The sequence below is a fragment of the Alphaproteobacteria bacterium genome (genome assembly GCA_018667735.1).
Taxonomy (GTDB): Bacteria; Pseudomonadota; Alphaproteobacteria; order Rickettsiales; family JABIRX01; genus JABIRX01.
On sequence record JABIRX010000017.1, the window covers coordinates 1 to 17,437 of the forward strand.

Here is a 17,437-nt window from a genome sequence, read left to right on the forward strand (position 1 = left end):
AATTTTTCGATTCTTGTATAATAGCTTGCTCACCAGCTAACTTAGTTTTAGCATAAAATGAACTTTTAGAAGAATTCTCTATCGCTAAAGCTGAGAGATGAATTAATTTTTTATTTTTGGTATAAGTTGCTAATATTCGCGGAAAATCAACATGATATTTTTGAAAATCATTTTTTTTCTCTTCATATAATTTTCCTATTAAATTAATAATAATGTCATGCTTTGCGACCAATGCTTTTACACTATCTTCTGCAAATATATCTATCTTTTTAATAGTTAAATTTTTATGTTGAATTAAATTATCTGCGGCCTTGGCTAAGTTTCTACAGACAACGCATATTTCATAACCATTGTTTAATAATAATTTAGTTATAAAAGAGCCCAAAAAACCTGAGCCACCAAAGATAAGTATTTTTTTCATTAGTAAATTTTTCTTTTACTTTAATAATCTATTATAATATCTGCAAGACATGATTACAAAATTATTAAACTAATTAACTAGTACTAACAATTAACTTAATTGGGAATTTGGTACCAAGTTAAAATAGGATTTCTTGCAGCTTCAGTTTCGTTCAATCTTCTTTTAGGGGTTGAAATAGGAAATGACTTAATTTCTTCTATATCTCCATGCTCTACTTTATCTGCAATAAAAATCAGAGTTTCAATAAACTTATCAATAGTTTCCTTTGTTTCTGTTTCTGTTGGCTCGATTAACATAGCCCCAGATACAGTTAATGGAAAATACATAGTCATAGGGTGAAATCCATACTCAACAAGAGACTTAGCTATATCAACCGTTGTAATACCACTAGCTTTTTGTTTTTTATCTGTGAATAAACATTCATGCATACAATGCCCTGAATAAGCTAAATGATAATGTTCTTCTAAAGATTTTTGAATATAATTAGCACTTAAAACTGCATCTTTAGAAACTTGACTTAAACCATTCTTACCATTTGATAACATATATGATAAAGCTCTAACCATTAAAGCAAACTGACCATAAAAGTTTTTAAGTTGTCCTATGGTGTCATTAGTTTCTCTAATTAGTTCATATTTACCATTCTTAAAATCTGCAAATGGAACTGGTAAATAAGGTTTAAGCTTATTACAAACAGCAATCGGTCCACAACCAGGGCCACCACCACCATGTGGAGTAGAGAAGGTTTTATGTAAATTAAAATGCATAACATCTATGCCAAGATCTGCTGGTTTTATATTACCTACAATAGCGTTAAAATTAGCCCCATCGCAGTAAAAATATGCGCCTATAGAATGAATTAAATCTGCTATTTTTATAATATCTTTTTCAAACTTTCCAGACGTATTAGGATTTGTTAACATTATACCGGCAATTTCTTTACCATGCTTTAATATAATCTCTTCTATCTCAGCTAAGTCGCAATAACCTTCATTGGTTGTTTTTGCCATTATAATATCATAACCACATGAAACTGCAGTTGCAGGATTTGTACCATGTGCAGAATCAGGTATTATAATATATTTTCTTGGGGTATTTTCTTTTTTTAAATGTGCCTGCTTAATAGTTCTAATACCAGCATATTCACCATGTGCACCAGCAGCAGGATTTAGTGAAACAGCATCCAAGCCGCTTAATTCTTTTAACCAATTTTGCAACTCATACATTAATTCTAATGCACCCTGCACTGTAGATTCATCTTGTAATGGATGAATATTACTAAAACCAGGAAGCCTAGCTACCAGCTCATTAACTCTAGGGTTATATTTCATAGTACAAGAACCAAGTGGGTAAAATCCTGTATCTATAGAATAATTTTTTTGTGATAATCTTGTGAAATGCCTTATTACTTCTGGTTCACTATGGGTAGGTATGTCAAGATCTTCTCTTTCTGACAAACCAGTATTTAATACAAAATCATCAACTTCCTGAATATCTACACCAGAAATTGTATTGCATAACTTTCTTTGGTTTAATAATTCAACTTTAAAATTTAGTCCTCTTCCTTCAAATTCCATAGTATTTGTTTTTTTGGTTTCTTCTTTTATTATTTTATTATTCATAATATTTCATCAATAGCTTTATTATAATTTTCTATATCAATTTGAGAATTCATCTCAGTTACAGCAATTAAAACCCTGTTATCTGCAACCTTAACTCCAGCCATAATATTCTTTTGTAACATTTTTTCTAGGAACAAGTCTGCTTTAATTGGTAGCTCTATTACAAACTCATTAAAAAAAGATTTATTTATAACTTTGATTTTTTCATTATTAGCTAAAGTTTCTTTTAAAATATTTGCTAGATGATGATTTAGTTTGGCTAACCTTTTCAAGCCATTTCTTCCTAGCAAAGCTAAATGAATAGTAAACGCAACCATATTGAGGCCTTGATTAGAACAGATATTTGATGTGGCTTTTTGTCTTCTGATATGCTGCTCTCTTGCGTTTAATGTTAGCACAAATCCATCCTTACCTTCTTCATCTTTAGTTAAACCACAGATTCTACCTGGCATTTGTCTTACATACTTTTCCTTACAGGCAAAATAACCTAAATGCGGTCCACCAAAATTCATGGCAACACCAAGTGATTGAGCTTCACCCACAACAATATCAGCTTCTTTTGGAGCAGGTAATAACCCAAATGAAATAATTTCTGTGTTAACAACAATTAATAACGCACCCTTCTTATCGCAAATCTCTTTATATTTAGTTAGATTATGAGGAGTACCATAATAATCAGGGGTTTGCACAATTATGGCGCATATATCATCTGTATCACAAGATTTGTGAATAGTTTCTTCTTGTAAATATGTTTGCAATACATCTAGATATTGAGAATTTAATTCATTGGCTACTACAATGTTTTTTTTCTTTTTATTAACTCTTTTTGCCATTAAGACAGCTTCAACTAAAGATGTTGCCCCATCATATAATGATGCGTTAGAAACATCCATACCAGTTAAGGAGCAAATCATACTTTGATATTCAAAGATTACGGCTAATGTTCCTTGAGATATCTCAGGTTGGTAAGGAGTATAAGATGTTAGAAACTCTGCCCTTTGAACTAAATGATCAACTGTTGCTGGTATAAAATGTCGGTAACACCCGGCGCCAAGAAAAAAAGCACTATCATTTGCAGGCTGATTTTTCTTAGCTATATTACTTAAATAACTAATAACTTCTTGTTCTGATTTATTATCGGGTAGATCAAAGTTTTTGCCAAATAAACCCTCTGGTGCATCTATGAATAAATCCTTAACATCAGATACGCCTATGCGCTCCAACATATCTTGTCTATCTTTATTTGATAATGGTAAATATCTCAATTTTTGTAATTATAAAGTTCGGGATATTATTATATAAGCTTTAAATTAAAGCTCAATAATAATAATTTATAGATGTTAATTCTCTTCTTCTACAAAATGATTGTATCCATCCGCACTCAGCAATTTGTCTAATTCGTCCGGGTTACTCATTTCAATTCTAAATAACCAACCCTCCTTGTAAGGAGATTCATTCGCCCTTTCTGGATGAGAGTCTAAACAATCATTAACTTCCACTACAGTTCCTGTTAGTGGGCAATAAATTTCACTAGCAGATTTTGCAGATTCAACAACAGCTATTTCATCACCTACTTCAAACGAATCGCCAACATCAGGCAAATCAATATGAACTATATCACCTAATGCATGTTGAGCATGGTCTGTGATTCCCACTTTGACTATATTGTCGTTATTTTCTTCTCTAAAAACCCATTCGTGATCTTTAGTATATCTATAATTTTCTAATATTAATTCCCCTTCACTCATTTTAAAACCTCTTAAATAAAATTTATCTATAATCTAGTTTTTTTAATAATAAAACTATTTTTTTGTGTTATTTACTATAATTGAAGTTTTTGTTATTTCAGCTTTTTTAAGCTTTCCTCTAATTTCTACAAAAACTATTGTGCCAGCTTTTGCATAATCAATTTCTATGCGTGCTTGCCCAATAGAGGAATCTATGGTTGGAGAGTAACCTGCACTAGTTAAAACTCCAATCTCCTCATTATCACAATTTTTTATCAACATATTGTCGCGAGCTATACCTTTATCTAGTAGCTTAAGCCCTACTCTTCTTTTTGTAGGTTTGCTAATTAAATTATCTTTACCAATAAAATTCTCATTGCTTGATATAATCCATTTAAGTGTAGTTTCACCTAGATTAATTTCTTCACTTAACTCATGGCCATATAATGGATAGCCCATTTCTAAGCGCAAAGAGTCTCTTGCTCCTAAACCTATAGGCTTAACTTCTTCATATTCTAATAATTCTTTCCACAATATTGGTGCTAAATTATCAGTTATGCTAATCTCAAAACCATCTTCGCCTGTATAACCTGTTCTAGATATAAAAATATGCTCATCCCTATATTTAGAACTCTTAATATTCATATATGGTATGTCTGCTATATTTTTCGCTATGATCTTCTGCAGAACATTAACGGCGCTCTTACCTTGAACCGCTATTAAAGAAACAGAGTCTAAGATTTCTAATTTACAATCGTAGTTAGTTATTTGTTTTTGTAGCCATTTAATATCTAGAGCTTTCCTAGCCGCATTTACAACTATAAAATATTTTCCCTCATCTATTTTGCTTGCAATTATATCATCTATAATAGTGCATTTATCATTTAGTAAAGTTGTATATTTTGCTTTGTTTAAAGCATTATCATAAAAGTTGGTTGGAGTTATATTTGATAATAACTCCTCCACTCTTTCGCCAGAAATAATAATCTGACCCATATGCGATACATCAAAAATACCACATGAATTTCTAACCCATAAATGCTCTTTTACTATCCCTAGTTCATAGAATAGTGGCATCTCATAGCCGGTAAAGTCAACCATTTTTGCTTGGGATTCTAAATGCAAACTGTATAAAGATGTCCTATTCATTTTTTACCAGAAAAATAATTTCTTTTTTTTCTTAGTATCTTCCTTAGGCTTTTCTTCCTTAGGCTTTTTAAAATTATCACGAGATTGGTTTCTAGGTTTTCTGTGCTTATTATTGCTTCTTGGTTTTCTTTCAGGTCTAGTGCTCTCTACATTATTATCTTCTTCTTGATCTTCTGTATCTTCACTTCCATCAATATTACCATTAACAGCTTTGTAACTTAGTCTTAGTTTATCTCTGTCTTTACCAACGATCTTAAATTTAATTTCGTCACCTTCATTCAGAAATTCACTCACAGATTTTATTCTCTTATTAGAAAATTCACTTATGTGGATTAAACCTGATGCATTACTTAGAAAGTTAACAAATGCACCATAATCTGTTATTTTGTGAACTATACCAGTATAAGTGCTTCCTATTTCTGCTTCTTCAACAATATCAGCTATTATGCTTAAAGCTAAATCAGCGGCTTTTCTATCAGGTGCACAAATTTTTACTTCTCCACTATCTTCTATTGAGATTTTACATTCAGAGTCTTCGCAAATCTTCTTAATTACTTTACCACCCTGGCCTATTACTTCTCTAATTTTTTCTTCTTTAATTTTAACAGAAGTCATAATTGGAACATTTTCGCCTAGATCGCTATTAGCTACAGCTATAGTTTTTGACATTTCTTCCAAGATATGTGCTCTTCCAGCATCAGCTTGCTCTAAAGCTTTACTGAAGATCTCAAATGTTATACCAGTTATTTTAATATCCATTTGCAGAGCGGTAATACCATCTGTAGTACCTGCAACTTTAAAGTCCATATCTCCTAAGTGATCTTCGTCACCCATGATGTCGGATAGTATTTTAAATTTTTCACCTTCTTTAACTAAGCCCATAGCTATTCCTGATACTGGCTTGCTAATTGGCACACCTGATGACATCAACGCCATAGAAGTAGCACAAACGGTTGCCATTGACGATGAACCATTTGATTCTGTTATCTCTGACACAGCTCTGATTGCATAAGGAAATTCTTCTACAGAAGGAATAACTGCAGATAAAGATTTTTTAGCCAATTTACCATGGCCTATTTCTCTTCTACCTGGAGCTCTCAACATTCCAACTTCTCCTACTGAGTAAGGAGGGAAGTTATAATGAAGCATGAATCTTTCTTTACTATTACCTTCAAGTCCATCTATCAATTGCTCATCATCTTCAGAACCTAAAGTAATAACTGATAAAGCTTGAGTTTCTCCTCTAGTAAATAAAGCAGAACCATGAACTTTAGCTAATAAGTTTGTTTCACTAGCTATATTTCTAACTTCATCTAACTTTCTTCCGTCAATTCTTTCGTCATTAAAAACTTTGTTTCTGACAACTTCTTTCTCAAGTTTTTTAATGTAAGATGATAATTCATTTGCATTAGATCCATCTTCTTCTAGATGTTGCTCTTCTATTTTAGCGCAAACTTCTTTTACAGCTTCAACTCTTTCCAATTTTGCTGTGATGCTAAATGCTTTGGAAAAATCATCACTATATTCTGTTGATAATTTTTTGTAAAAATCTGGATTATTATTGCTTTCTACAACCCATTTTTCTTTACCTACTTCTTCTACTAATTCTTTTATTAGTGCTATTACTGGTTTAAAAGACTCTAATCCAAAACTTACAGCATCTAACATTTCCTTACTAGAAAGCTGATCAGCTTCTGATTCTACCATTAGCACAGAATCTGCGGTGCCTGCAAGTGTTAAGTCTAAACTAGTGTCGTTTAACTCTGTTAATGTTGGGTTAAGAACTAAAGAACCATCAATATACGCTATTTTTGCGGCTGCTATTGGCTCTAAAAAAGGTATGTCTGATATGGACAATGCTGCACTTGCTCCTATTAATGCTGGAATATCAGCGTCATTTTCTTTGTCAAAAGACAATACAGTGCAAATAATTTGTGTTTCATTCTTATAATCTTCATGAAACATAGGCCTAATAGGTCTATCTATTAATCTTGAAGTTAAAGTTTCTTTCTGAGACAATCTTCCTTCACGTTTAAAAAAGCCACCTGGTATTTTTCCAGCCGCATAAGTTTTTTCTTGGTAATTAACAGTTAAAGGGAAAAAGTCTATTCCCTCTTTTGGTTTTTTCTTGGCGGTTACATTACACATGACTGTAGTGTCACCGTAATTAACTATAACTGAAGCATTTGCTTGTCTAGCTATTTTTCCTGTTGATATGGTAAGCTTTCTTCCGCCCCACTCTATTTCTTTTACTATTTCGTTGAACATAATTTGTTACTTTCTAATGCCTAATTTTTTAATTAAATCTAAATAACGCTCTTCACTTTTCTTCTTTACGTAAGCCAAAATTCTTTTTCTTTGTCCTATTAAAATAAGTAAACCTCTTCTTGAATGAAAATCTTTTTTGTGAGTTTTAAAATGTTCAGTTAAATTTGAAATTCTTGTAGTTAATATTGCACACTGAACTTCAGATGAACCAGTATCACCTTCTTTTGCAGCATATTGTTTAATAATCTCTTGTTTTTGAGCCTTTAAAATAGACATAATTTAAATTAGTTTGTTAATAATTTTTTGCTTTTAATGTATTCGGACTTAATATTTGCTACCATGCAAAATTCAGTACCAAGCTTGATTTTTATATCTTGGTTATCGTTAAAAGGCAAATTATTTATTGATAATTTTAGCCCATTGGATAATTTTTTAAAGTTCTTGTTATTAATTGCATAATTATATTTTGTTTTAACCACCTCATCTATCTTTATAATATTCCTACTTATATCTTCTAGAGCAGCATCTAAAAAAATCTTATTAGCACTTAGATTGCTACTAAAGTTTTTAAATAAATCTACATATTCTCTGTTAAGCTTATTTACATATCCGCAAACATTTAAATCACTACATATATCTCTTGCCAAAGACCTCACATATGTTCCTTTGCTACAATATACTAAAAATTCAGCTTCTACTTCATTGAAGCGTAGGATATCTAGATCAAATATTTTTATTTCTCTTGCTTTAATTTCTATGTGCTCTCCTTTCCTAGCGTATTTATATGCAGCCTTACCATTGATTTTTAGAGCAGAAAATTGTGGAGGAATTTGTGTTATTTTACCTTTAAACTTTTCTAAAGTTAATTTTAAACTTGCTAATTTTGGTTTAGAGCTACTTTTCTTAATAACATTACCAGTTAAATCTAAGCTATCAGTATCTTCACCCCATTTTATAGAGAATTTATAACATTTATTTTGATTTAAGAAGTAATCAGCAAATTTTGTGGCCTTACCAATAGCAATAGGAAGCATTCCGGTTGCAAAAGGATCTAAGGTACCCAAATGCCCAACTTTGCATTTTGTAATTCTACGGATTTTTGCAACTACATCATGCGAAGTGCATCCTTCGTCTTTATTTACTAATAGAAAACCATTCATCTTCGTATCTTACAAGCTAATGCATGACACTCTAAACCCTCATCTTCTGCAATAATTATAGTTTCATCTGCTAAATTTTGAAAAGCTTGTTTATTACATTCTATAATAGAGCTGCGTCTTAAAAAATCATAAATAGATAGACCAGAAGAAAATTTAGCAGAGCCATATGTTGGTAAGACATGACTTGGACCTGCTAAATAATCACCCATAGATTCTGTAGAGTAAGGACCTATAAATATAGCACCTGCGGTAGTAATATTATCTACAAAATATTGATTGTTATTAGTAACTAACTCCATATGCTCTGGAGCTAAATTATTTGCAATTCTTACTGCTTCTTGCTTGTCTTTTACAATTTCTATAATTTTATTGTTATGCCAACTGAAAGAAGCTATTTCTTGGCGTTTTAATTTAGGCAGAATTTTAGCTACATGTGCTTCAACATTAGCTGCCAAAGTTTTAGAATCAGTAATTAAAATTGGTCTGGCTAATTTATCATGTTCTGCTTGTGATAATAAATCATACGCTAGATATTCAGGATTTGCGCTATCATCTGCTATAATTAATATTTCAGAAGGACCAGCTATTGAGTCGATGCCAACATCACCATATACTTGTTTTTTAGCCTCTGCTACATATGCATTACCTGGCCCTACAATTTTATTTACTTTACTAATAGATTCAGTGCCATAAGCAAGAGCTGCTATAGCTTGCGCTCCTCCTACTTTGTAAATATTTTCAATTCCACAAATTTTACAAGCTGCTAAAACAGTTTTGTTATATTTACCACCTGGGCATGGCATAGTTAAATTAATGTTTTTTACACCAGCAACCTCTGCAATTGTAGCAGTCATTAAAACACTACTTGGGTATGATGCGAGACCTCCTGGCACATATATCCCAACAGATTCTAAAGGGTACCATTTCCAACCAGTTACAACTCCATCACTATCTTTATGGGAACTATCTTTTGGCATTTGTCTGAGATGGTAAGCCTTAATTCGATCATATGCTTTTTGAAGAGCATTTTTAATGTTATCGGCGCTACTCTCATATGCTTCCTCTATTTCTAGAGTAGAAAATTTGATGTTTTCTTCATTAAGCATAAAATTATCTAGCTTTGCCGTGTAACTAAATAGTGCTTTATTTTTATTCGCTTTAATTTCTGCAATTATAGCAGAAACTACATTACCTACATTATTCATTAGTAAACCTTTTAATGATATCTAGCATTTGTTTATTATTAGTGACTATGCTGTTGTTATTTGCAATTAGTTTTGAGGTTATATTTAATATCACCTCTTTCTCTACTAAATTATTCTCTTTCAGAGTTTTACCTGAGCTAACTAAATCAGCGATAACATCACACAAACCCAAATTTACAGCTAGCTCAATAGAGCCATTTAATTTGATGGTTTCAATTTTTTTGTTTATATTTGAAAAAAAACTTTTGGTTAAATTAGGGTACTTAGTTGCTACTATTAGATTCTCTTTTTCATAAAAGTTAAAATTGCTTTTACCAGCGACACTAAATTTGCATTTGCCAATATTAAGATCATTAGTAATAGTTAAATTATTATATTGAAACTCCTCGATAACATCAAGACCAGCTATACCCAAATCTGCGGCCCCATATGATACTAATGTTGCAATATCATAACTTCGACAAATTATAACTTTCAAAAAGCTTATGTTAGTAGAAAAAAGTAGTTTTCTAGTATTAGCTTGTAAAAACTCAGATTCTATCTCTATAGCAAGCTTTTTAAGCAATGGCATTAAGTCAGATAAAATTCTTCCTTTAGGAAGAGCTAGAATAATATTTTCTTCTCTATTAATATTCACTTTAATTTTAAAAAATTCAGATTAACCTTAATTTGAATTCACATAAAATGCAATAAAGATGGTTTTAGCGTATCAAGTAACAGAGCCTGTAGAGGCAAAAAAGTTTAAAATAAAAAAAATTACTCTGCCAGACTTAAAACCAAATGAAGTTAGGGTAAAAAATCACTTTGCAGCAGTTAATCATTTTGATGTACATCATAGAAATGGACAATACCCTCTTACAAACTACCCTCAAACTCTGGGAGTTAGTGGTTCTGGCGAAATTATTAAGCTTGGTTCAGCTGTGAGGAATTACAAAGTTGGCGATAAGGTAATATATGCTACTAACTTTATTGGCTCTTATGCGGAAGAAGTTAATATTAACGCAAACATATTATTCTCACCTGATAAAAATACCTCATTAGAAACACTTACAGCCATAAGCTTGCCATGTATTTTTGCCCATGCATTACTTACTAATGTTTACTCAGTTAAAAAAAACAACAATGTTTTTGTAACAGGCGCAACTGGTGGAGTTGGCAATATATTAGTGCAGATGCTTAATTCTCTAGGTGTTAATGTTTATGGTGTTGTTGGTAGTGATGAAAAAATAGCACAGGCAAAAGGCTTTGGTTGCAAATATGCTCTTAATTACAAAAAGGAAAGCTTCTTAAAAGAAGTTTTACAGGTAACAGGTAATAAAGGAGCTCATGTAATATATGACGCGTATGGTGAAAAATTTTATAAAAATGCAATAAAGATATTACAGCCAACTGGCATTCTAGTTAACTATGGGGACTCTACTGGAGTTATTCAAAATATGAATGCTTTAGAATTGTGGAAAAAAAGTTTGTTTTTTGTAAAACCGCATGCATCAGTTATTAGGTCTTACAAGCTTGATCGTATTGTTTCTAATGACTATATTTACAACGCATTAAAAGACAGGAAGATAATTCCTAAAGTTGAGGTAATAAACTTTAAGGATATTCCTAAAGCTCACACGAGAATTGAGAATGGAGAAGTAATTGGCAATATAGTTGCTAGGTTTTAAGTTAAGCTTAATAATGGTCGGGGCGGAGAGATTCGAACTCCCGACCCCCTGGTCCCAAACCAGGTGCGCTACCAGACTGCGCTACGCCCCGCTAATTAAAAAAGCTATACAAAAAAGTCATACGTCTTTACATTTAAATAAAATGCTAGATTATTCTATTTTTATTTAATTAAAATGCAAGTAGCTTTAAATAAAATTATAATAATTGGGGGTCCAACAGCATCTGGTAAGTCTGACCTAGCTATTATGTTGGCAAAGAATTTAGTAAAAGCTGAAATTATAAATGCGGATTCACTGCAGCTTTATAAAAACTTACCTATTCTTTCTGCCCAGCCAACTAAATCCACACAGCAATTAATTAAGCATCATTTTTATGGAATATTAGCTAATGATGAAAAATTTTCAGTAGCGGCGTGGCTTAATCTGGTTTGTGAAAAAATAACAGAATTACAGAATAATAATATAACACCCATTATCACTGGTGGAACTGGTATGTATATCTATAATTTAACTAATGGCTTAAGAAAAATAGCTGATGTTAATGAAGATATTAAGTCAGAAACAAATTATTTATTACAAAATAAGGGACTTACTTATCTTTATGATAGTTTACAGATGATAGATAAAAATTTCGTTAACTTGATTAGGAAAAGTGATAAAAATAGAATAGTTAGATACTATAATATTTATCAAGCTTTTAAAATTAGTCCTAGTGATTACCAAAAAATCCCTAACTCAAAATTTTTTCCTGATGATAGCTTTATAAATTTAACGATCTTAAGTAAAAGGCAGGAATTAGAGAATGCTTTCTATGCTAGATTAGAAGCAATGTTCAAGAATGGTGCAGTTTTAGAAGTGAAAGAACTTTTAGATAATGGTGTAAATCAAACCTACCCTATTGCTAGAACTATAGGATTTAAGCATGTTTCAGAATATATAAATGGTAAGATTACTTATAAAGAAGCACTGGATAATTCTTTTTTAGACACAAAAAAATATGCTAAAAGACAAGTAACATGGTTTAAAAATAAAAATAATGAAAATGTTGCTAACCTAACTTCTGCTAATATGCTTGAATTATATAATCTTTTTTTAGAAAAATATGTTAAGTAATATCTTGGCCTTATTAGTTGTAATATTCGTTATATTATTTGGTTTTAATAATAATGAGTTAGTATTAGTAACTTTTGTACCCTTTTATTTTACTCTTAAAATAAAGTTGTATTTTGTAATTTTTGGCTCTTTTTTATTAGGTGTTATTATTTGTTATTTCATAATGTCCACCAGATATATTTCTTCTTATGTTAGGAATATGAAAAAAAATAAGAAAATTAAATTGCTAGAAAAACAATTAGAAACAAAATCAAGAGAGATAACATGAAAAAACATATTAAATTATGCGGTATTAATAACCTTGATATATTAGATTTTATTTTATCATATAATTACCAGCCTGACTTTCTTGGTTTCGTATTTTATGAATCAAGCCCTAGGCATATTTCGTTAGATTTAGCAGAAAAATTTAATAGTCTAATCACAAAAGATATAAAGAAAGTTGCCGTAACAGTTAACGCATCAAGTCAGTATTTATCAGATATAAAAGCGTGTTTAGATCCTGACTTTTTTCAATTACATGGTATTGAGGATAATAATTATATAACAAAAAACTTAAATAATGAGAAGATTATAAAATCTGTTGCTGTCAGCGATAAATTTAACCTAGATCCAATAAAAACAACTTTAGATAATGTAGAATATTTGTTATTTGATACAAAAACAAGAGAACATGGTGGAAGTGGTCAAGTATTTGATTGGAGTTTAATGAAAAATTACAACGCAAAACTACCATATTTTCTTTCTGGTGGTTTAAATATAGGTAATATATTAGCAGCGACTGCACTTAATTGTAATTATTTTGATCTTTCTTCTGGTATTGAGTTGCAAAAAGGAGTAAAAGATCGTAAAAAGATAACAGAAATTTTAGACTTTTTTAAAGAAATTAATGAACAATAAACTTCCTGATATAAATGGTTATTTTGGTGATTTTGGTGGCAGGTATGTTGCTGAGTCCTTGATGCCTCTAATTTTAGAGGTTGAAAAAGCTTTTAAGCAAGCTGTAAAAAATAAAAAATTCAAAAAACAGCTAGAATATTATAATAATCATTATTCTGGTAGACCTTCACCTTTATATTTTGCTGAAAATTTAAGTAAAGAATTAGGGCCAAAAATATATTTAAAAAGAGATGAGTTAAACCATACTGGCTCTCACAAAATAAATAACTGTATAGGTCAGGCATTGTTAGCAAAACATATGGGTAAAACCAGAATTATTGCAGAAACAGGAGCTGGACAACATGGTGTTGCAACTGCAACTATATGTGCATTATTTGGATTAAAATGCGTTATTTACATGGGTAAAAAAGACACGGAAAGACAAAGCCCTAACCTTTTTAGAATGAAATTATTAGGTGCCAAAGTTGTGTCAGTTGATTCTGGAAGTGGAACATTAAAAGCTGCCATGAATGAAGCTATAAGAGACTGGGTTTCAAATGTAGATGACACATATTATTTAATAGGTACAGCAGCAGGTCCTCACCCCTACCCAGAAATGGTGAAATATTTTCAATCTGTAATAGGCTTAGAAGCAAGAAAGCAAATTTTAAAAGTTGAAAAAAAACTACCAAACTATGTAATAGCTTGTATTGGTGGCGGCTCTAATGCTATAGGTTTGTTTAGTGCTTTTTATAATGACAAAGATACAAAGTTGATAGGAATAGAAGCAGGTGGCAAAGGAATTGACAGTAATAATCACGCAGCAAGCTTAAATTGTGGTAAAGCTGGAATTTTGCATGGCAATAAGTCCTATTACATACAAGATGAGAATGGTCAAATTGCAGATACTTATTCTATATCTGCTGGGTTAGATTATCCAGGAATTGGCCCAGAACATGCTTTTTTAAAAGAAAATGCTAGAGCTAGTTATTATGCTGCAACTGATGATGATGCTTTAAATGGCTTTCAAAAATTATCTAAAATAGAGGGAATAATTCCTGCCTTAGAACCTGCCCATGCGATTGGTTGGTTATTTAAAAATAAAAAGAGTTTTTCCACTAACGATCTGATAATATTAAATTTGTGTGGTCGTGGAGATAAAGATATATACACAGTAGCAAAAGCGTTAAATATAGAAATATAATATGCATATAGAAGAAAAATTAAATTCATTAAAAAGCACTGCTTTAGTTTCATATGTTATGGCTGGTTATCCAGATTTGGATACGACCTATGAAATTATTGATAGTTTAATTAAGTCAGGATCAGATGTAATAGAGCTGGGCGTTCCTTTTTCAGACCCAAGTGCAGATGGTAAAGCTATACAGCTTGCAGCAGAATATGCTCTGGCAAAAAACATATCTATAGATGATTGTTTTAATTTAGTAAAAAAAATAGAATTAGAGCACCCTGATATTCCAGTGATCTTAATGGGTTATTTTAACCCTATATTTAATTATGGCATAGATAAGTTTATCATAGATGCTAATAAGGCTGGTGTAAAAGGCCTTATTATAGTTGATTTGCCTTTTGAAGAGCACAAACATTACCCAAAACTATTTAACAGTAAAATTCCTATTATTAACTTAATTACTCCTGCAACTATAGGTACTAGATTAGAAAAAATACTGTCATCAGCTAAAGGTTTTTTATATTACATTTCAGTATTTGGTATTACTGGCACAAAAACACCAGATTTAGAAAAAGCAAACAAAGAGGCTAAGCGCTTAAAAAACCTAACTAATAAAAAGATAGGTCTTGGTTTTGGTATCAAAAGCAAAGATCAAATTAAGCAAATAGAAAATAATTTTGACCTTGTAATTATAGGCTCTGCTTATTGCAAAATAATCAATGAATTTAAAGCTAATAAGGAAAAATTATTAGTAGAAATAAGGAAATTTAATTTAAGTCTTAGATAGTTTATCTACATTATCTAATTCAAATATATTATTTAATAATCTGTAAGTAAGTTCTAAGAGCTTTTGTTATTAGTTTTTTCATCTTGGGGCTGTTATTAGTTAGCAAAAAAATGGTTAAAAGTTATTAGCTATGTAGATAGTAGATTAAGAGGTTTGGAATCTAGTAAAACATATAAAGGCTATGTATTTGTTTAGATTATTTTGATGTTCATTATTACAACATATGGTAGATCTAAGTGACAGAGAGTTATAGAAGATGATATGCGAGGACAATTGTGCTAAACGGGCAGTTAAAATCCAGAATTGCCCTTTAGCTGTAATAAAGAGAAATAATATGAAAGGATAGAGATTTAGAGCGGTGAATAAGTGGTATAAGGTCGCCTTATGAGAAGGTGTTTTCTATGTCTAATCGCATGGTTAGAGATGTAGGCATATCAAAGAATAAGTTTGCAGAATTTATGAATGCAATAGAATTTAATTTAAAGAGGTTTGTAGTTTTATCTGAAGAAGTGCCAATAGATATAGCTTATTACTTGGAGAAACCCTTATAAAATCTAGAAAACAAAGAGTCTGACTGCTTTTTCACAGATAATTACTCCTGAATTACACATAAACATAAAAATTCTAAGGAGTTTTTTTTATTTAAGAAAATTTGGGGTGTAAAAATTGCAAATACAGAAATAAAATGGCTTTTGGAAATCTTAAATAAAGTAAATATTAAGTTATTTCAATTAAGAGATAAAAGCGCAATTAAAGATAATTTAATCTTTATCTAATTCAAACTCATTATGCAATAATCTAACGGCAAGCTCCATAAACTCCTGTTCTATTAAGACACTTATTTTTATCTCGGAAGTAGTTATTGCTAGTATGTTAATATTATTATCTGCTAATTTTTGGAACATTGTTTGTGCAACACCTGAATGTTCTTGCATGCCCATGCCAATAACAGATATTTTTGCGACATCTTTATTAGCAGAAATATTTTTATATTTAAGCTCATTTTTATTTGCATAATCGCTAAGTAAAGCTAGGGTTCTATCTGCGTCAGTTTCATTACATGTAAAGGTGATATTTGCATGTTGTCCATCAAATGAGACATTTTGTATGATCATGTCTAAATTGATATTAGAATCAGCTAAAGGCTTTAAAAATCCAGCTATGATACCTGGTTTATTCTGCACATTTTGAATTGTAATTCTTGCTTCATCTTTTGTATTTGCAACTGCTGTGATAACTCTTTTTTCCATAATTTCCTCGTCATTAACTAATAAACTGCCTTCCTCATTTGTAAAGCTTGATAGAACTTGAACCTTAACATTATGTTTATAGGCCATTTCCACTGATCTTATCTGTAATACTTTACTGCCTAAAGAGGCCATTTCTAGAATTTCTTCATAACCTACTTTTGGTATTTTTTTAGCATTCTTACAAATTCTAGGATCTGCTGTAAATATACCACTTACATCTGTATATATATCACACCTACTTGCATTTAATGCAGCTGCAATTGCAACTGCTGAAGTATCTGATCCTCCGCGACCCATTGTCGATATTCTTTTATTTTTACTAACACCTTGGAAACCAGCTACTATAGGAATAAAGTCTTTCTTAAGATATTCGTTAAAGATATCTTGATTTATTGCTTCAATTCTTGATTTGGAATAGGTGTTATCAGTTTTTATTTCAGCTTGCCAGCCAAGAAAAGATCTAGATTTATATCCAATTGATTGCAATTGCAAAGCTAATAAGCCGGAAGTTACCTGTTCACCAGATGATATAACAGAGTCATACTCAGCTAAGGATTCTTCATTCATTAGAGTAGAAACGTCTTTTATATAATTCACAAGCTGAGAAGTAACACCAGACATTGCGGATACAACAACAACAACGTCATTTCCTAACGCTTTTTCTTTAGCTACTATTTTTGCGACCTCTTTTATTCTAGAGGTATTTGCAACAGAGGTTCCGCCAAATTTTTGTACTATTAAGGCCATATTTTTATAATTTGTATCTAATAACTTTAGCTAAGTTAATTTAATAAGTCTAATTATTATATAAAATTATAGCATAAAAATTATGAACTGGTATTGTTAACTAACTCAAAAAAGAAAAATATGGAAGCCAAAGATTACAAGCATATAGTTAATAAATTTGCCACAGGAGTAATGGTAGTTACAGGTAATTATAATGATTATTTTGGTATAACAATAAATAGCTTTAGCTCAGTTTCCTTGGAGCCTTTAC

At 31.0% G+C, this 17,437-nt stretch carries 19 protein-coding genes and 1 tRNA gene; 8 read left to right on the forward strand and 12 right to left on the reverse strand.

All coding sequences use genetic code 11. From position 1 onward, the window contains the following. The 10 genes from HOH73_02005 to HOH73_02050 form a co-directional block, all read right to left on the reverse strand. Positions 1 to 421 (reverse strand): NAD-dependent epimerase/dehydratase family protein (locus HOH73_02005; protein ID MBT5827634.1); only part of this gene is annotated, 421 nt, incomplete at its 3' end. A gap of 95 nt (positions 422 to 516) precedes the next feature. After that, complete coding sequence (gene gcvPB / locus HOH73_02010) at positions 517 to 2,043, reverse strand: aminomethyl-transferring glycine dehydrogenase subunit GcvPB (protein MBT5827635.1); 1,527 nt, start codon at positions 2,041 to 2,043, stop codon at positions 517 to 519. Then, complete coding sequence (gene gcvPA, locus HOH73_02015) at positions 2,040 to 3,308, reverse strand: aminomethyl-transferring glycine dehydrogenase subunit GcvPA (protein MBT5827636.1); 1,269 nt, start codon at positions 3,306 to 3,308, stop codon at positions 2,040 to 2,042. Before gcvPA ends, gcvPB begins: the two co-directional genes overlap by 4 nt. A 75-nt stretch (positions 3,309 to 3,383) precedes the next feature. Then, entirely contained in the window at positions 3,384 to 3,791 is a 408-nt protein-coding gene (gene gcvH / locus HOH73_02020) for a glycine cleavage system protein GcvH (protein ID MBT5827637.1), read from the reverse strand. Positions 3,792 to 3,845: 54 nt separating this feature from the next. After that, on the reverse strand, positions 3,846 to 4,919 hold the full coding sequence (gene gcvT, locus HOH73_02025) for a glycine cleavage system aminomethyltransferase GcvT (protein MBT5827638.1): 1,074 nt from the start codon (positions 4,917 to 4,919) through the stop codon (positions 3,846 to 3,848). A 3-nt stretch (positions 4,920 to 4,922) separates the two neighbouring features. Next, complete coding sequence (gene pnp, locus HOH73_02030; GenBank protein ID MBT5827639.1) at positions 4,923 to 7,187, reverse strand: polyribonucleotide nucleotidyltransferase; 2,265 nt, start codon at positions 7,185 to 7,187, stop codon at positions 4,923 to 4,925. A gap of 6 nt (positions 7,188 to 7,193) precedes the next feature. Further along, entirely contained in the window at positions 7,194 to 7,463 is a 270-nt protein-coding gene (gene rpsO, locus HOH73_02035; protein ID MBT5827640.1) for a 30S ribosomal protein S15, read from the reverse strand. 8 nt (positions 7,464 to 7,471) lie between these two features. Then, positions 7,472 to 8,347, reverse strand: a complete 876-nt coding sequence (truB, locus tag HOH73_02040; GenBank protein ID MBT5827641.1) for a tRNA pseudouridine(55) synthase TruB — start codon at positions 8,345 to 8,347, stop codon at positions 7,472 to 7,474. After that, complete coding sequence (gene hisD, locus HOH73_02045) at positions 8,344 to 9,552, reverse strand: histidinol dehydrogenase (GenBank protein MBT5827642.1); 1,209 nt, start codon at positions 9,550 to 9,552, stop codon at positions 8,344 to 8,346. Before hisD ends, truB begins: the two co-directional genes overlap by 4 nt. Beyond that, on the reverse strand, positions 9,545 to 10,189 hold the full coding sequence (locus tag HOH73_02050) for an ATP phosphoribosyltransferase (GenBank protein ID MBT5827643.1): 645 nt from the start codon (positions 10,187 to 10,189) through the stop codon (positions 9,545 to 9,547). Before HOH73_02050 ends, hisD begins: the two co-directional genes overlap by 8 nt. A 58-nt stretch (positions 10,190 to 10,247) precedes the next feature. Between HOH73_02050 and HOH73_02055 the strand changes: the two genes are divergently transcribed. Then, positions 10,248 to 11,219: a zinc-binding dehydrogenase gene (locus tag HOH73_02055; protein MBT5827644.1), complete on the forward strand. Its 972-nt coding sequence runs from the start codon at positions 10,248 to 10,250 to the stop codon at positions 11,217 to 11,219. A gap of 14 nt (positions 11,220 to 11,233) precedes the next feature. Here HOH73_02055 and HOH73_02060 read toward each other — a convergent pair. Beyond that, positions 11,234 to 11,310, reverse strand: a tRNA-Pro gene (locus HOH73_02060). 83 nt (positions 11,311 to 11,393) lie between these two features. Between HOH73_02060 and miaA the strand changes: the two genes are divergently transcribed. The 6 genes from miaA to HOH73_02090 all read left to right on the forward strand — a co-directional run bounded on the left by miaA (position 11,394) and on the right by HOH73_02090 (position 15,741). Then, on the forward strand, positions 11,394 to 12,332 hold the full coding sequence (gene miaA, locus HOH73_02065; GenBank protein MBT5827645.1) for a tRNA (adenosine(37)-N6)-dimethylallyltransferase MiaA: 939 nt from the start codon (positions 11,394 to 11,396) through the stop codon (positions 12,330 to 12,332). Continuing rightward, positions 12,322 to 12,600, forward strand: coding sequence for a LapA family protein (locus HOH73_02070; protein MBT5827646.1), 279 nt, complete (start codon positions 12,322 to 12,324; stop codon positions 12,598 to 12,600). Before miaA ends, HOH73_02070 begins: the two co-directional genes overlap by 11 nt. Beyond that, complete coding sequence (locus HOH73_02075; protein MBT5827647.1) at positions 12,597 to 13,232, forward strand: phosphoribosylanthranilate isomerase; 636 nt, start codon at positions 12,597 to 12,599, stop codon at positions 13,230 to 13,232. The genes HOH73_02070 and HOH73_02075 overlap by 4 nt, the downstream gene beginning before the upstream one ends. Continuing rightward, complete coding sequence (gene trpB, locus HOH73_02080) at positions 13,222 to 14,415, forward strand: tryptophan synthase subunit beta (protein ID MBT5827648.1); 1,194 nt, start codon at positions 13,222 to 13,224, stop codon at positions 14,413 to 14,415. The genes HOH73_02075 and trpB overlap by 11 nt, the downstream gene beginning before the upstream one ends. Before the next feature lies 1 nt (position 14,416). After that, positions 14,417 to 15,190: a tryptophan synthase subunit alpha gene (locus HOH73_02085; protein MBT5827649.1), complete on the forward strand. Its 774-nt coding sequence runs from the start codon at positions 14,417 to 14,419 to the stop codon at positions 15,188 to 15,190. Between the two features lie 401 nt (positions 15,191 to 15,591). Then, positions 15,592 to 15,741 carry a hypothetical protein gene (locus HOH73_02090; protein ID MBT5827650.1) on the forward strand — a complete coding sequence of 50 codons (150 nt, stop codon included), beginning with the start codon at positions 15,592 to 15,594 and terminating at the stop codon, positions 15,739 to 15,741. 210 nt (positions 15,742 to 15,951) lie between these two features. Here the strand turns inward: HOH73_02090 and HOH73_02095 are convergent, their stop codons facing one another. Then, positions 15,952 to 17,187 carry an aspartate kinase gene (locus HOH73_02095; protein MBT5827651.1) on the reverse strand — a complete coding sequence of 412 codons (1,236 nt, stop codon included), beginning with the start codon at positions 17,185 to 17,187 and terminating at the stop codon, positions 15,952 to 15,954. A gap of 120 nt (positions 17,188 to 17,307) precedes the next feature. On the opposite strand from HOH73_02095, the gene HOH73_02100 reads away from it, so the two are divergent. Then, the coding region (locus HOH73_02100; protein ID MBT5827652.1) for a flavin reductase family protein at positions 17,308 to 17,437 on the forward strand (130 nt) is incomplete at its 3' end.

Coding starts and splice junctions, on each gene's coding strand:
- gcvPB (MBT5827635.1), bottom strand. CDS start 2,043: ATGAATAATAAAATAATAAAAGAAGAAACCAAAAAAACAAATACTATG.
- gcvH (MBT5827637.1), bottom strand. CDS start 3,791: ATGAGTGAAGGGGAATTAATATTAGAAAATTATAGATATACTAAAGAT.
- gcvT (MBT5827638.1), bottom strand. CDS start 4,919: ATGAATAGGACATCTTTATACAGTTTGCATTTAGAATCCCAAGCAAAA.
- pnp (MBT5827639.1), bottom strand. CDS start 7,187: ATGTTCAACGAAATAGTAAAAGAAATAGAGTGGGGCGGAAGAAAGCTT.
- rpsO (MBT5827640.1), bottom strand. CDS start 7,463: ATGTCTATTTTAAAGGCTCAAAAACAAGAGATTATTAAACAATATGCT.
- truB (MBT5827641.1), bottom strand. CDS start 8,347: ATGAATGGTTTTCTATTAGTAAATAAAGACGAAGGATGCACTTCGCAT.
- hisD (MBT5827642.1), bottom strand. CDS start 9,552: ATGAATAATGTAGGTAATGTAGTTTCTGCTATAATTGCAGAAATTAAA.
- HOH73_02055 (MBT5827644.1), top strand. CDS start 10,248: ATGGTTTTAGCGTATCAAGTAACAGAGCCTGTAGAGGCAAAAAAGTTT.
- miaA (MBT5827645.1), top strand. CDS start 11,394: ATGCAAGTAGCTTTAAATAAAATTATAATAATTGGGGGTCCAACAGCA.
- HOH73_02070 (MBT5827646.1), top strand. CDS start 12,322: ATGTTAAGTAATATCTTGGCCTTATTAGTTGTAATATTCGTTATATTA.
- HOH73_02075 (MBT5827647.1), top strand. CDS start 12,597: ATGAAAAAACATATTAAATTATGCGGTATTAATAACCTTGATATATTA.
- trpB (MBT5827648.1), top strand. CDS start 13,222: ATGAACAATAAACTTCCTGATATAAATGGTTATTTTGGTGATTTTGGT.
- HOH73_02085 (MBT5827649.1), top strand. CDS start 14,417: ATGCATATAGAAGAAAAATTAAATTCATTAAAAAGCACTGCTTTAGTT.
- HOH73_02090 (MBT5827650.1), top strand. CDS start 15,592: ATGTCTAATCGCATGGTTAGAGATGTAGGCATATCAAAGAATAAGTTT.
- HOH73_02095 (MBT5827651.1), bottom strand. CDS start 17,187: ATGGCCTTAATAGTACAAAAATTTGGCGGAACCTCTGTTGCAAATACC.